At 46.5% G+C, this 14,331-nt stretch carries 14 protein-coding genes; 7 read left to right on the top strand and 7 right to left on the bottom strand.

Annotated features, from left to right (window positions below):
* Window positions 1-75: 75 nt before the first annotated feature.
* Both amt and purE read right to left on the bottom strand, forming a co-directional pair.
* A complete protein-coding gene (amt, locus tag H6H02_RS24335) occupies window positions 76-1,671 on the bottom strand; it encodes an ammonium transporter (protein WP_190822702.1) in 1,596 nt (531 codons plus the stop codon).
* 782 nt (window positions 1,672-2,453) lie between these two features.
* Complete coding sequence (gene purE, locus H6H02_RS24330) at window positions 2,454-2,975, bottom strand: 5-(carboxyamino)imidazole ribonucleotide mutase (protein WP_190678395.1); 522 nt, start codon at window positions 2,973-2,975, stop codon at window positions 2,454-2,456.
* A 112-nt stretch (window positions 2,976-3,087) separates the two neighbouring features.
* Here purE and nagA point away from each other — a divergent pair, with 112 nt between their 5' ends.
* The 4 genes from nagA to H6H02_RS24310 all read left to right on the top strand — a co-directional run bounded on the left by nagA (window position 3,088) and on the right by H6H02_RS24310 (window position 6,021).
* Window positions 3,088-4,362, top strand: a complete 1,275-nt coding sequence (gene nagA, locus H6H02_RS24325) for an N-acetylglucosamine-6-phosphate deacetylase (protein ID WP_190822656.1) — start codon at window positions 3,088-3,090, stop codon at window positions 4,360-4,362.
* A gap of 113 nt (window positions 4,363-4,475) precedes the next feature.
* Entirely contained in the window at window positions 4,476-5,162 is a 687-nt protein-coding gene (gene bchM, locus H6H02_RS24320) for a magnesium protoporphyrin IX methyltransferase (protein ID WP_190822654.1), read from the top strand.
* Between the two features lie 41 nt (window positions 5,163-5,203).
* A complete protein-coding gene (locus H6H02_RS24315) occupies window positions 5,204-5,626 on the top strand; it encodes a hypothetical protein (protein WP_190822652.1) in 423 nt (140 codons plus the stop codon).
* Between the two features lie 17 nt (window positions 5,627-5,643).
* A complete protein-coding gene (locus H6H02_RS24310; RefSeq protein WP_190822700.1) occupies window positions 5,644-6,021 on the top strand; it encodes a DUF423 domain-containing protein in 378 nt (125 codons plus the stop codon).
* Here H6H02_RS24310 and H6H02_RS24305 read toward each other — a convergent pair.
* The 5 genes from H6H02_RS24305 to H6H02_RS24280 form a co-directional block, all read right to left on the bottom strand.
* The gene (locus H6H02_RS24305; RefSeq protein WP_190822650.1) at window positions 6,014-6,676 is read right to left on the bottom strand and encodes a dual specificity protein phosphatase family protein; all 663 of its coding nucleotides are present in this window, start codon (window positions 6,674-6,676) and stop codon (window positions 6,014-6,016) included. The genes H6H02_RS24310 and H6H02_RS24305 overlap by 8 nt on opposite strands.
* Before the next feature lie 429 nt (window positions 6,677-7,105).
* Window positions 7,106-7,870, bottom strand: a complete 765-nt coding sequence (locus tag H6H02_RS24300; protein ID WP_190822648.1) for a nucleotidyltransferase domain-containing protein — start codon at window positions 7,868-7,870, stop codon at window positions 7,106-7,108.
* 277 nt (window positions 7,871-8,147) lie between these two features.
* Window positions 8,148-8,852, bottom strand: coding sequence for a DUF6717 family protein (locus H6H02_RS27360; protein ID WP_242040857.1), 705 nt, complete (start codon window positions 8,850-8,852; stop codon window positions 8,148-8,150).
* A 53-nt stretch (window positions 8,853-8,905) separates the two neighbouring features.
* Complete coding sequence (locus tag H6H02_RS24285; RefSeq protein ID WP_190822646.1) at window positions 8,906-9,841, bottom strand: nucleotidyltransferase domain-containing protein; 936 nt, start codon at window positions 9,839-9,841, stop codon at window positions 8,906-8,908.
* A 32-nt stretch (window positions 9,842-9,873) separates the two neighbouring features.
* Window positions 9,874-10,041: a hypothetical protein gene (locus tag H6H02_RS24280; protein WP_190526749.1), complete on the bottom strand. Its 168-nt coding sequence runs from the start codon at window positions 10,039-10,041 to the stop codon at window positions 9,874-9,876.
* A 123-nt stretch (window positions 10,042-10,164) separates the two neighbouring features.
* Between H6H02_RS24280 and egtC the strand changes: the two genes are divergently transcribed.
* The 3 genes from egtC to egtD all read left to right on the top strand — a co-directional run bounded on the left by egtC (window position 10,165) and on the right by egtD (window position 13,784).
* Window positions 10,165-10,953, top strand: a complete 789-nt coding sequence (gene egtC, locus H6H02_RS24275) for an ergothioneine biosynthesis protein EgtC (RefSeq protein ID WP_190822644.1) — start codon at window positions 10,165-10,167, stop codon at window positions 10,951-10,953.
* Entirely contained in the window at window positions 10,943-12,235 is a 1,293-nt protein-coding gene (locus H6H02_RS24270; protein ID WP_347342650.1) for an ergothioneine biosynthesis protein EgtB, read from the top strand. Before egtC ends, H6H02_RS24270 begins: the two co-directional genes overlap by 11 nt.
* Window positions 12,236-12,734: 499 nt before the next feature.
* Window positions 12,735-13,784, top strand: a complete 1,050-nt coding sequence (egtD, locus tag H6H02_RS24265) for an L-histidine N(alpha)-methyltransferase (RefSeq protein ID WP_190822642.1) — start codon at window positions 12,735-12,737, stop codon at window positions 13,782-13,784.
* Window positions 13,785-14,331: the final 547 nt, after the last annotated feature.

Raw genomic sequence — 14,331 nt, 5'->3', positions numbered from 1 at the left:
GGGAATTTTGGCGGACTCTATTGGGAAAAGACAAAACTCAAAAGAGGAAAATGTTTTCTTTTGGCTTATCTGTCGTTACTTGACGTATTCACCCGGTGAATTCGGCATTCCACCGTGCTTACCAGTATCAGAAAATCCACTAGAGCTTCCTTCCTTAAGGAATCCACTGTAGGCTTCCATACCGTGTTCGCCGATATCCAAACCTTCAAACTCCTCTTCTGGAGTGACTCGGATACCGAGGGTCGCTTTCAGCGCCAGCCAGAAGATTGTACTGAGTAGAACGGTTATGCCTCCCACTGTGACAACACCAATCAGTTGAGTGATGAACTGTCCGAGACCACCACCGAGCAATAACCCCTTGGTTGGGCCAAGACCCTCACCGTACCAGGAATAGACACCAGGGCCAGCAGCAAATAAACCCACTGCCAAAGTCCCCCAGATGCCGCAAACTAGGTGAACTGAGGTCGCACCCACCGGGTCATCAATTTTGATTTTGTCAAAGAAAGTAACTGCGAAAACGACTAATACTCCCCCAACCAGACCAATAATCAAAGCACTGCCAAGGCTGATGAAAGCACAGGAAGCTGTCACCGCAACCAAGCCAGCCAGGACGCCGTTGATAATCATCGACAGATCCGGTTTACCCAAATACAGCCAAGCCGTGGCGGTAGCGGAGATTGCACCCGCAGCAGCCCCCATGTTGGTTGTCAGGGCAATGTGAGTAATGGCGTTTGCATCGGCAGCCATTGTGGAGCCTGGATTGAAACCAAACCAGCCCAACCAGAGAATCAAAGTGCCCAAGGTGGCAATGCTCAGGTTATGACCAGGGAAAGCAACGCTTTGCCCGTCTTGATATTTACCAAGCCGTGGCCCTAAGAATGCGGCTCCCATCAAAGCTGCCCAGCCACCCACTGAGTGAACGACCGTGCAACCCGCGAAATCCCAGAAGCCTCTGGTTTGCAGCCAGCCACCGCCCCAGACCCAGTGTCCGGTGAGCGGGTAGGCAATCCCTACCAATAAGAGACTGAAGATTAAGAAGTCTACAAACTTAATCCGTTCTGCAACCGCTCCAGAAACAATCGTGGCGGCTGTTCCGGCAAATACTAGCTGGAACAAAAACTTAGCAGCGAGGGGAACGCCAGCCCATTTCAGAGAGCTGAAAACACCTTGATAGGCATCGTTGGTGGCGGGGCTGTTATCGGCTCCGCTCAAAAACCACCCATTTAGACCAATGAAGGGATTGCCGTCCCCGAACATCAAGCCAAAACCAATCGCCCAAAAAGCGACGGTCGCTAGAGCAAACACAATCAAGTTTTTGGCAAGAACGTTGACCGCGTTTTTCTGGCGACAGAAGCCAGTTTCTAACATACAAAAACCAGCGTTCATGAAGAACACCAGGAAGGCAGCGATCGCTACCCATAGGGTGTCTAGCGCTACTTTTAGCTCGGCTGTCGTCGGTCCCTCAGCCGCCGGAGCATCCTGGGCGACTGCTGCATAACCCCACACCATCACAATCAAAGTGGCGATGGGAATGCAAGCTTGCCAACTTGGCGTCAGCCGCTTAATGACAGTTTGCAACTGCTTAAACATCATGGCAGTCCGGGGAGATTGGACTTGCCAATTAGAAGACAATCGCTTCTTTTTGGCTTTCGACTTCTTCTTTTTGAGCATTAATTTAGACATCATCACTGCGCTTTCCTCAATCAGTCCGACACATCCATCGGTTTAGTCAAAAATCAGTAAATCCAGTCATTTGAAGTGAGTATATGACAAAACCTTACTGGCAACTCATTAGGGATTTTTTCCTTTATCAACATCTAGAGGGAATGGCTAATTGGTCTGGGAAATCTTAAGATTTTGTATTTTCCGAGGGGGGAAATTCTGTATCGAGGATTACATTTTTAGATTCTGGGTCTGGGATCTCAACCCGCAAAACTCTGTTGGAACTAGAAATCACGGGAGTTTGAGCGAATTTGTAGCCAACTCAGGTTATATCCATCTATAGGGGGATGACTCAAAAAGGGCTAAAATTTATTCAATGAATTCATCTCCACTTCAGAAGCTTGAATTTTTCCGGAAATCCCAATTTTATAGAAACTTTAATCAAGCAATTACTTTGTTCCAAAAAATGCTTTCTTAAAAAGTTTATATATAAATAAAATGCAATTTTTTTATTTTATATTTTACTAGTAAATAAAAACTGTTACAAAAATAGTAAAAATCAAGCTTGCAAGCTTTTATCGGACAAGATTAAACTTTGCTTTAAGCGCGAAACGCTCAATGGATAGAGTTGGGCTAAATCTCAAAAAATCTTCCCCTGTCGTCCCTTCAGTTCCGCTAAACGTACCTCGCTATCGATAAAGAAAGTGGTTGGCATCAAAAAATTATTCTTGAGATTTCAGCCGTTTCTCCTACCCACCCAAGCCTAAAAAACAACCGACTCGCCCTTAAAATTAGGGCATCTTCTCCAAATACTGCTTATAGCCGATTTCATCCAGAAGCTGCTGTTTCTCCATCACGGAATCATTTAAACTGCGGCGATATTGCTGCACTCGTTCGAGTAATTCTGGCTGGTGGGATGCCAAGATTTGCACAGCCAACAAACCGGCATTTTTCGCATTGCCAATCGCGACAGTCGCGACGGGAATCCCTGCTGGCATTTGCACGATGGAATAGAGAGAATCAACGCCCTGCAAGTGACGGCTGGCGACTGGCACCCCGATTACTGGCAAGGGTGTTAGAGACGCTACCATACCGGGGAGATGGGCAGCACCACCGGCACCGGCGATAATCACTTTGATGCCGCGCTGGTGGGCTTGTTGGGCGTATTCCACCATCCGTTCCGGGGTACGGTGGGCAGAGACGATGGCGACTTCGCAGCCGACGCCAAATTCTTCACAAATTGCGATCGCGCCTTGCATTGTGGGCAAATCGGAATCGCTACCCATGATGATGCCAATTAACGGTTGAGTCATTTTTTCGTGAGTTATCAGTTGGTTGGTAGGAAGACGGCACTGCCGTGTCTTTACAGTTGGTTGTTAGATAAACTGGTGTCTGCCCGAATTTAGGTATCTTGTCGCAAAAGTGATGACAGACGCAACAACGCTATCCATGACTGCCCCAATCGTGATTCGCAATGCTCGATTCCGAGGCTACGAAAGCTTACAGCAGATTTGGATTCATCAGGGCAGGATTGAGCAAATTCTGTCAATGGAGACTGTCTTCAAAATGGTTCCACCTGAGGATTTGCAAGTGCTGGATGTAGAGGGAGATTGGGTGTCTCTGGGTGGTGTCGATTTGCAGATTAATGGGGCGTTGGGGTTGGCATTTCCAGAATTGAATCTGGAAAATTGCGATAAGCTACCGGAAATTTGTAAATTTCTCTGGAATCAGGGCGTTGATGGATTTTTACCAACCATCGTTACAACATCGGTTGAAAACATTCAGCGATCGCTCTCTATTTTCTCCAATTTTGTCGCTTCCCCGAACCAGGATCGAGCTACTGCCCAGATTTTGGGAGTGCATTTGGAAGGGCCATTTCTCAATCCCCAGAAGCGAGGCGCACACCCCGCCGAGTACCTATTGCCGTTGACGATTGACAACGTGAAACGGGTTTTAGGGGATTATGCGGGTATCGTGAAAGCGATTACTTTGGCACCAGAGTTAGATAGGACTGGGGAAGCGATCGCGTATTTGCGAAGTCTTGGGATCACCGTCAGTCTGGGACACTCCCAAGCCACTGAAGCCCAAGCGCAGCAAGCTTTCAAACTGGGGGCGTCGATGGTGACTCATGCCTTCAATGCCATGCCCGGATTACATCACCGCGAACCCGGCTTATTAGGAGCCGCCCTGGTTCATCCAGCAGTACAGTGTGGTTTAATTGCCGATGGTCAGCACGTCTCTCAGACAATGATTCAGCTGCTGCTACGCGCCAGTTCTACCTCCCTAAACCAGGGGCAGCAGGGGGAGCTATCTGAGCAAGGAATTTTCTTGGTTAGCGATGCCTTAGCACCCTTGGGACTCCCCGATGGCATTTATCCGTGGGATACGCGGCAGATAGAAGTGAAAAACGGCACCGCACGCCTGCGAGATGGAACCCTCTCCGGGACAACATTGCCGCTGCTAGTCGGAGTACAAAATTTAGTGCGCTGGGGGATTTGTGAAGTCGAGACTGCGATCGCCCTTGCCACAGAATCCCCCCGTCGCGCCATAGGCTTACTCAAAGAACCGTCAAAACGCGATCGCCAGAAAAACAACAAAACTAGCCCCTACCTCAGCCAACCCGCTCATCAACTGCTGCGCTGGCATCTAGACGAATCAACTAACGAACTAACCTGGCAGCGCTTATTGCCCAATGCCTAAAATAAGCAATGCCTCTCCTCTTCCTCTCCTCTTCCTCTCCTCCTCTGCGTCCTCTGCGGTTCGTATAAATGGTAAGTTTAACCGTTGGGAACACTTCGATAAAATCCAATTTCATGAACGCAGCAGACGATAAAACAATTGTCAAAGACTATTTCAACTCCACCGGATTCGATCGCTGGAGACGCATTTACGGCGATGGTGAAGTTAATAAAGTCCAATTGGACATCCGCGAAGGACATCAGCAGACAGTCGATACCGTACTAAGCTGGCTGAAAGCCGATGACAATCTAGCCAATCTATCCATTTGTGATGCGGGTTGTGGCGTCGGTAGCCTCAGCATCCCCCTCGCCGAAGCGGGTGCCAAAGTCTATGCCAGCGATATCTCCGAAAAAATGGTGGGAGAAGCCAAGGAAAGAGCAGAGGCAGTTCTAGGCAACATTAGCAATCCGACTTTCACCGTACAAGATTTAGAAGCATTAAGTGGTAAATATCACACGGTTATTTGCTTAGACGTGCTAATTCACTATCCCCAAGACAAAGCCGCCGAGATGATTTCCCATCTCACTTCTATGGCAGAATCTCGGATAATTCTCAGCTTTGCGCCGAAAACTTTAGCCCTCAGTTTGCTCAAAAAAATTGGCAGTTTTTTCCCCGGTGCCAGCAAAGCCACTCGTGCTTATTTGCACCGAGAGGCTGATATCGTCAAAATTCTAGAAAGTAACGGTTTTTCGATTCAGCGGCAAGGAATGACGAAGACTCGCTTTTACTTTTCTCGCATACTGGAAGCCACGCGAAAGTAAGGTTAAGATCGCGGCTGTATTGACAACATCAGCTGGGCACCATGAAGCTCATCAAAAAACTGTCTGCGGGCTTGCTACTAACATTCGGCGGTATTTTGCTAATGATTCCGCTCATTGTTTTTGCCATGCCGAATCCGAATGCTAGCCCGGAGGATAAACAGGAAGATGGAGACGCTGCCATCGGGGGTCTAGTTTTAGGACTCCCAGCGGTAGCCCTTGGAGGGTGGCTGGTGTGGGGATTGCGGAAACAACACTCGAAAGAAACACGCGATCGCCTCCAGTCTACCTTTTACCAGCTACTAAAAGAAGGGAGTGGGAATATCACTACCTTACAATTTGCAATGGAGGCGAAGCTAACAGCAGCGGAGGCAAAAGAGTATTTAGATGATAGAGCTAAAGAGTACGATGCTAACTTTAAAGTAAGTGAGGAAGGAGGAGTTTCGTATTACTTCCTGCTGAGATAAGAGTAGTTAAAATTATGATGACACAGATTTTTTTATGCATTGCCTCTATCTTAGGCGGATTGTCCGTCGCCGCCGGTGCTTTTGCCTCTCACGCTTTGAAAGAAAAGCTCAGCGAACGGGCGGCAGAAATCTTTGAGACGGGTGCCCGTTATCAGATGTATCACGCATTAGCTTTGCTACTGGTGGCATTATTATTAAGTCGCGCCGAGGCAGCACAGTCAACCCTTGTAGCAGCAGGGTATGCCTTCATCATTGGCGTCGTCCTTTTCTCAGGCAGTCTTTATGCCTTGAGTTTGACGGGTGTAAAGTGGCTAGGGGCAATTACTCCACTGGGAGGCGTAGCCTTTATTGTGGGATGGGGTTGCTTGGCAGTTGCCGCATTTAGTTTTAAATAGTTATCCTTTTCAGCAAGTCCCGCTGAGCTTTACTAAACTCAATTCCAGGGCGTTGATTTTTGAGCAAGGCTTCTGCTTGATTTGCATTATTCACAAGTCCCTTGGCAACAAGGGTAGCAGCAACAACTGTTGCCGAACGTCCATGCCCAAGGGCACAGTGAATATAAATATTTCCTTGCCATGCACAGATTTTATCAATCAATTTTTGGAATATTTGATAATCTGCCACAGACGTATCTAATGTAGGAACGCAGATATAGGCTCTTCCTGAAATAACATTTTTGGGTTCTGGGAATTCGGCTGTTAAATCAACTATTAAGCTGATATTATCGGGCAATTCATTAAGAAATACTCTACGACCCAGCCAGATGCCAGGTACTATCTCGTTACAACATTCCTCTTTCCCAATCAGTCTTTGAAGATGCCAGCTTATCCAGGTTAATAATAAGTAGGGCATCAATAAGCATATATTCAGCCATGCCATCGTTCCATCTGACCGTTTTCCAAATACTTTAGCTCCCAACCATCCGTATGCTGCTCCTACTGCAATAAAACTAATACCAGCCCATAAAATTAGCCATTTAGCATTACCCAATCTCAAGCCAAGCATAATTAGGTAAATACCACTCAGAAAAAATATAAAACTATACTTCATTATTTGTTGACAATAGATGTCATTCTCAACAGCATATTTTAATTAATTATCTCCCTCTCTTCTTGTATAAACTACCAGACTCGTAATATTTGTCATACTCTGGACTTGATGCATCTCCCCAAGGTCTATTATTCACAGATTTGTATCGCGCCCCGCAGTTTTCGCAGCGGTAAAAGCTGCGAGAAGGTTGATGAGTAGGTCTAATCAACGAGTAACACTTTAGCTTCCGCTTCCTACAACTTGGACATCGAATACCAATCAATTGAATCAGCCAGCCCAACCCAGCACTAATCAAAATTGCTAGTGGAAAGGCAAGAATTACACCGATAATAAAGATGACAATTATCCAAAGATTTCCTGGGAAGACAAGGATTACCCAGAGAATAAAGATGCCAACAATAATTATCCAAGAAGATGCCATCAATTCCCCTAATTATTAGCAAAATACGCTAGGCGCAACCGTACAAGTAAATCATTCAGCGCATCTTTACTAGAGGGAGATTCAGGTAAATGACTGCTTTCGCTTGCTTCCTCTAATTCGCCGAGCAACCGATTAAATTCTCCGCGATAAAATGCTATATCAGCATCTTCTAAAACAGATTTTTCTGCTCCGGCTAACTTTCGCTCAATCAAGTCAGGAATATAAGGCAATTTAAAAACATCATTTAAACGAATCAAATTAGCTTCTATAACACCCGTTCGCATTAAATGAATGCCAGTTAATAGCACTCGATAAACATACAGTAACGGCTTCACACGATGCGGATTTTCTTTTTCAAAAAGCCGCCATTGCGTATTGGCAAAGCCAAGATAATGGTGAGAGTGGTGACGGGTGATGCAGCCTTTGGCAATCTCTTTTAATTCCTCATGTTCTGGCGTCGTGTAGAGAATTAGCGGTGAATATAGCTGCTCTAATACATAACCGTTCTTTTTAAGAAGTAGCGAAAAGAACTTTTTGACATCGTGAGTCACAAGGTCAATTTCCAGCTTGTCCCGTACTTCTGAAATTTCTATCGTTTCCCGCCCAATATCTAATCCAACTACCTCCGACACTGGCAGAATGTGCGACCCGCGCAAGTCATAATCAGAATCGGGAGATGGAAAGCCATACAGATGTGCGCCGCTGATTGTTGCGAACAAAAGCGGATAGGGTTGCTCAGAAATGACTGGGAGTAGTCGCTGTGCTATTACCATAATTTATTAATGGGTATTGCCGATAGTTAAGAAGTAAGTTTATAGTATGAATCAACTGCTACAAAATCCGGGTAAATACACCCTTAAACTACTCAAATCGTGGTTTAAGGGTGTTTTTTAGGTGAGTTAAGGTTCCAAGCTTGACAGAAGAAAGAGCGATCGCATTCAGAAAAGATATGCAATATGTCATTTAAACATTAGTTGAGCTTCACTGCCTTCCAATCCAACCTACTAAAGGTTCATGATTCGTTGCTATCTCCCAGGAACCTCTTTTTGATTACCCATTCGCTTGCTCGTGAAGCTTTTCCGCTTTGCAGTAGAGTTTTCTCGGTGCTTCATTGAAGTATTTAAACAAGGCGGGGCATAACCATCCTTCCTTATTATTTAACTCCCAGCGATACCAATTTCCACCGTACTCTTCTCTTACTAAAGTTAGTTCTGCCTGATATCCGGGAAATGGGTTTCCTGAAAACAAAAGCTTAAAACCTTTCTCAGCATTGGGAATCTCTTTAACCAGAAGCTCGATCATCTCAGGAATCCCGCTGACAAAAGGCTCTCGGACAAGTCCGACTCGCTCATCATCAAACACCCAAGTGTGTTCGTAGCGATAGGGAAAAATCACCATCATTGCGTTAGACATTGGTTCAGCCTTGCAATAGATTTTCTGTGGCGTTACAGGGAAATATTTAAACAATGCTGGACTTAGCCAGCCTTCTAAATTTTTGGCTTGCCAGCGATACCAGTTACCACCATACTGTTCTCTCACCCAAACCAGTTCTGCCTGATACTCTGAAAAAGCGATTGGAGAAAACAAGAGTTTAAAACCTTGAGCAGCATTGGGAATATCTTGAACCAGACTGTCAATGATTGCAGGCATCCCGCTGACAAAAGGTTCGCGGATAAGTCCGGCTGGCTCATAGTCAAATACCCAATAGTCTTCATGACGATAGGGAAAAATCACCATCATTGCATTTGGCATCATCTGAATTCCCTCTTATTTTTTTTGATGTCTTTTACATCTTTGAAATTCGATTTCTAAACCATACTTCGACGCGCTTTAATCAAAAAAGCATTCGCCTTTTCATAATCCGGACGCTCTGGCAGCGATGTTGTGGCAAAGGCGTCATCAAACTGGCGATGCAAGCTGAGCCGCCAAGTGTTAACTTCCTCCCAAGGCATCTCCCCGTTGCGGATAGCCAGCAGTTGTTGCCGGTGTTCTTCAACGCGAACTGGGACAAAACCCTCTTGCAGGACAGTGATGCCTGACAACAACAGACGGATTAGATGCATGGCGTGCTTCCACTTGAATTCCCCCTTTGTCCGGATGTCTTGTTCAAGTTTTTTGAACTGTGACATCACATAGCCGTTATATGTCTGGTAAACTAACTGAGAGAGAAAAATAGACCGAATTCCTAACAATTCTTCAGCCAGGGGCATCACCGTTTCTACACTTGGCGTGTAGAGGCACTCTAAGACATTCGGATTTGCTTTGAGTGCCAAGGTCAAAAATTTCTGGAGTTCCCAGTAACACTCCTCGTTCTCTTTATTTTCTAACTGCTCCGGAATCCCGTAGAGCGACCACTGGATATCGGCGGGTGGTAAGTAAATGCCGCGTCGGTCAATATCAGAGTTGGCATTATCCAAACCGTAAGCTCTTGAACCGACAATACAGCGGTAAATGACACATTCATAAAGGTCAAAATCGGCAAGAACGGCTCCTGGTAGTTGCAGACCTTCCTTTAGCCAATATGAGCGGATGGTGAGTTCTGAACGCCGTAGAGACGCTTCTCCCCCGTCTGCAAACTGCACGCGATAGGCGTGGGAGTTGTCAATGGGTGATTTGATAATAACGCCGACGGTGCCGCGCGATCGCGCAATTTCACCCGCAGCATCTTGAATCTCAACACGAGTCACTATCTGGGTTCCAACGGGCAAAATCAGATTGGGGTTAAAGGCTAAACTCTCTGACAATTATTGCTCCCCCTTTGGACTGGTATTCTCCTCTACGCTGCCATAGCCAAAGATGGCGTGTCTACAATATGAAGTATTGTCAAAAATATGAAAGCGATCGCTCTTGCATTTGCAGTATAAGTTGCTACTTTTGGCTGCGGATTCTCTTGGACGACTGATGGTTCAACAAAAATAAGCTTTTCATCTGGAACGACGTTCATCTAACGAACGTCAAACTCATCGGTTTCTCAGCAATTTCCTATCGCCAATTCACCCCAAATCTCAGCCTTTTTTAAGGTTTGGAGCTTAATCTCAACCATTAATGTAGGAGCAAACCCTAGAAAATGTGCCGTATACTTGGCTACCTCGGTTCGCCTATTCTACTGGACTGCCTTTTGTCCAAACCGGAACACTCGCTGATTGTCCAAAGCTATGAACCCCGCGAGATGACCTCTGGTGTCGTTAGTGCCGATGGTTTTGGAATTGGCTGGTATCACGCCCAAAAAGAGACCGACCCCTTTATCTACAAAAATTTGCTGCCCATTTGGGGTGATACGAATGTCTCCAACCTCAGCCGTTATATTGAGTCGGGATGCGTCCTTGCCAATGTTCGCAGCGCTACTACTGGTCAGTCAGTAGATTTGAGTAACTGCCAGCCGTTTCGTTCCGAGCGTCTCTTGTTCACACACAATGGTGCGATCAAAAACTTTCGCAAGACACTGTATAAACCGATTCGGAGCCGACTGAGCGATGAAATTTACCAATCTATTGACGGCACGACAGACTCCGAACATATGTTTGGCTTATTCCTGAATGAATTGGCATCTAACCCTGGGATGAGCTTGGAAAAAGCCCTGTACAAAACGTTGATGACTTTAACCGAGTTAGCTGATGCTTATCACACACCAATCTCTGCCAACATAATTGTCACAGATGGACATCGCATGGTTGCCTCGCGCTTTGCCCAGGGCACAAATGTTCCCTCACTTTATTGGCTGCGGGACGATCCTATCCTTCCAGAAGCAGTAGCGATCGCATCTGAACCATTGTTTACTGGCAACTGGATCGGGTTCCCCGAACAAAGCATGATTAGTGTGGGAGAAGACCTTGAAGTTCAAATCCATCAACTCTGAAGTAGCCAGAGCGAGTACCCTTGATGAGCGGCGGCAACAAATCAAACAATCGATGCAGCGCTGTCGTGCCGGTACTTTAGCACTGTTTGAAGGCATCAACTACGACACCTTCTGTCGTCAGGTGCATCCTGACTTTAGCCCGATTGGCTGGCATCTAGGGCACATTGCCTACACCGAAGCTTTGTGGCTGCTGGTTCGTAGTGCAGGTAAACCCCTCGAACTTCCCTTTGCCAAGGGAGGACAAGATGCGATCGCTGGTTATCAACGCTTATTTGCGGCGGATGGCTTACCCAAAATGCAACGGGTTTATTTACCCCTGCTTTCTGAAATCCGCTGCTATCTGCAAACAGTCAGAGAACAGGTATTCGATTACCTGGAAGTCGCGCCTTTAGATGAGCAAGAACGCCTTTGGCGCTGGTTAATTCAGCATGAGAGCCAGCATAGTGAGACTATCTCCTTCGTGCTGCAATTACAGCGTCGAGACGCCCAATTCCACGTAGGAGGTCGTGCTAACCTACCGGAAACGTGCAATCACCCCGCCTTAGAGGAAATGGTTGAAATTGCGGCGGGTGAGTTCGAGATGGGCAACGAGTCCATCGAAGCTTTAGACAACGAGCGTCCAGTTCACCGAGTTTACTTGGATACCTACTGGATTGACCGTTATCCCGTTACCTGCGGGCAGTACCGGGCGTTTATAGAAGCGGGAGGATATCAAAATGCCCGCTGGTGGTCAGAAGCTGGGTGGAAATGGCTGCAAGAAAATCCCGTGAATCAGCCGCTATACTGGGCACCTGACACAGCTTGGGATAATCATCCAGTCTGCGGCGTTTCCTGGTACGAGGCACAAGCATATGCCCAATTTGTCGGGAAGCGATTACCAACAGAGGCAGAGTGGGAAAAAGCAGCCAGCTGGGATGCGATCGCACTGCGTCGTCGCACATACCCGTGGGGCGATGCAGAACCAGACCCCCAGCGATGTAACCACGACAACTCGGCGGGGCAAACGACACCCGTAGATGCTTATCCCTCTGGGCAGAGTGCCTATGGTTGCTACGATATGCTTGGCAATGTCTGGGAGTGGACTTCTACCTGCTTTGATGGCTATGACGGTTTTGTAAGTTACCCTTACGTTGGTTATTCCAAGACTTATTTTGATGGAGAGCATCGGGTATTGAGAGGTGGTAGCTGGGCGACTCGTCCCGCCGCTTTGCGCTCTAGCTTCCGCAACTGGTATTATCCGAGCGTCCGTCAGATTTTGTCTGGATTTCGCTGTGCGAAGTAGCTATATCTATAGCTGTTGTAATTCAAGCGCTATAGACACACTCGGAACCTCACCCCCAGCCCCTCTCCGTTCACCGAGAGGGGCGAATATTGAACTTCTCTGGGTAAATGGGGAGGAGCTGGGTGGGGTTAAACCGTACTGCATCCAATCGGTATTTCTCCCTCTAATTAATGGGGGCTAGAGGAATCTGACTGAATTTGCTTGACTCGATTCCCCCAACCCCCGATAAATTAGGAGCTAAGAAAAAGTGGTACATGGCGTTTCAATCATGTATCAACACAGCCCTATTTTTTATTTACTGAAAAAAGCTGCCGATTTATTAGAAAAATGTAGAACAAGCAGCCTGAGTCTGAATACATCTAGCTCAGGCATGATTTTATTCAATATAGCTTTGTGTTTCACTAGCTGACGTTATAACAGACTATTTTGACTCTCGCGATCGCATAAAAGCGGATGCCGCAATGATTCGGCGGTTCGCGCCCACACAAACGGAGGATAAATGACGATTTCTAAAACTGCAAGCGGTAAAACGGCTTCTCAATCCACGGTCGAAAAACGCTTGCAGATAGAGCATCTACTCAGCGCCACGGCACAGTTACAAAACCAAGAAATTGACGGGGCTGATGTCGTGAAGGGTTTAAGTGAGACTCCCAAATCTCTAGCGCCGCGCTATTTCTACGATGACAAAGGCTCCCAACTATTTGAGCAAATTTGTGAGTTACCAGAATATTATCTAACGCGCACGGAAACAGCTATTTTACAAAAGTGCGCGGGTGAAATTGCTCAGTTGACGGGGGAAAGCGAACTGGTAGAACTGGGAAGCGGTAGCTCAACAAAAACCCGGATTCTGCTAGATGCCTACCAAGAAATCGGCTACCCGTTGCGCTATCTGCCAATTGACGTAAGTGCTGGCATTTTAGAAAGTAGTGCGAGGGAGTTGCTGGTTGATTATCCCTCCCTCCAGGTTCACGCTTTAGCCAGCACTTATGAATTGGCATTGGCACGACTAGCACCAACTCAATTGCCTAGCCGAACAATCTGTTTTTTGGGTAGCACCTTGGGTAATTTAAATTCTCAAGAATGCGATCGCTTCTTCTCCCAAATTGCTGATGCACTTCAAGTGGGTGAGTATTTCTTACTCGGAATAGACCGGCAAAAACCAAAACATTTGTTGGATGCAGCCTATAACGATAGCCAAGGTGTGACGGCGGCGTTTAATCTGAATATCCTGCACCACCTGAATCGCCGCTTTGATGGCAATTTTGACCCTTCTCAGTTTGAACATTGGGCGTTTTATAACGAATCTGAGCATCAAATTGAGATGCATCTGCGGAGTTTGCGATCGCAAACTGTCAAACTTAACGCCCTCAATTTAACGATTGAATTTGAAAGTGGCGAGACTATCCTGACGGAAATTTCTCGCAAATTTAACCTCGATGCCATGCAACAAGAACTTCAGACAAGAGGGTTAAAAACACTCCAAATTTGGAGCGATCCGAATCAGTGGTTTGGCTTATTGCTTTGTCAACTACAACCGCCTACCAGTTGAAAGCGGGACAGTGGAACCCCACCCCTAACCCCTCCCCGTAGACGGAGAGGGGAACATGAATTGAGAGGAGATAAAAAGTTGTCCCAGCCTAAGTTCATAGCCCTACAACCCATGTAGGTAATCAAATCACCAGCATAATTTCTTGCTTCTCTAAAGGCGCACCTGTGGATGCGCCTTTAAGTTGAAACTTAGAGTAAAGAGAAAAATTTACTGACCTCTTCTCGATCTGGCTTCTCTACTTCTGGAAATATCCTGACGGATGCGATCGAGCGACCAACCGTCTGCTAAACGTCTTTTGTACGTTCTCAGTCCTTCACTATCGGCATTACGACCTAGCTCACCTTGATAAAGTCGGTTAATCGCTTGTTCTGCTTCTGAACTATCAGCAATGTCACGACGGACTTTCTCCAGTGACCAACCGGATTCTACCCGTTGTCTATCGCTCTTCTGTCACTCTAGGTAACAGAAAATAGGAAATCTTGCGTTTGTAGAAGTATAGGAACTGCACCGGGAAAGTAATTCATAAACGCAATCAGCCGTGAAAAAC

The organism is Coleofasciculus sp. FACHB-1120, assembly GCF_014698845.1.
Classification (GTDB): Bacteria; Cyanobacteriota; Cyanobacteriia; order Cyanobacteriales; family FACHB-T130; genus FACHB-T130.
Note: the sequence above shows the minus strand (reverse complement) of the source record. Positions and strands in the feature narration are given on the sequence as shown.

Coding starts and splice junctions, on each gene's coding strand:
- amt (WP_190822702.1), bottom strand. CDS start 1,671: ATGCTCAAAAAGAAGAAGTCGAAAGCCAAAAAGAAGCGATTGTCTTCT.
- purE (WP_190678395.1), bottom strand. CDS start 2,975: ATGACTCAACCGTTAATTGGCATCATCATGGGTAGCGATTCCGATTTG.
- nagA (WP_190822656.1), top strand. CDS start 3,088: ATGACAGACGCAACAACGCTATCCATGACTGCCCCAATCGTGATTCGC.
- bchM (WP_190822654.1), top strand. CDS start 4,476: ATGAACGCAGCAGACGATAAAACAATTGTCAAAGACTATTTCAACTCC.
- H6H02_RS24315 (WP_190822652.1), top strand. CDS start 5,204: ATGAAGCTCATCAAAAAACTGTCTGCGGGCTTGCTACTAACATTCGGC.
- H6H02_RS24310 (WP_190822700.1), top strand. CDS start 5,644: ATGACACAGATTTTTTTATGCATTGCCTCTATCTTAGGCGGATTGTCC.
- H6H02_RS24305 (WP_190822650.1), bottom strand. CDS start 6,676: ATGAAGTATAGTTTTATATTTTTTCTGAGTGGTATTTACCTAATTATG.
- H6H02_RS24300 (WP_190822648.1), bottom strand. CDS start 7,870: ATGGTAATAGCACAGCGACTACTCCCAGTCATTTCTGAGCAACCCTAT.
- H6H02_RS27360 (WP_242040857.1), bottom strand. CDS start 8,852: ATGATGCCAAATGCAATGATGGTGATTTTTCCCTATCGTCATGAAGAC.
- H6H02_RS24280 (WP_190526749.1), bottom strand. CDS start 10,041: ATGAACGTCGTTCCAGATGAAAAGCTTATTTTTGTTGAACCATCAGTC.
- egtC (WP_190822644.1), top strand. CDS start 10,165: ATGTGCCGTATACTTGGCTACCTCGGTTCGCCTATTCTACTGGACTGC.
- egtD (WP_190822642.1), top strand. CDS start 12,735: ATGACGATTTCTAAAACTGCAAGCGGTAAAACGGCTTCTCAATCCACG.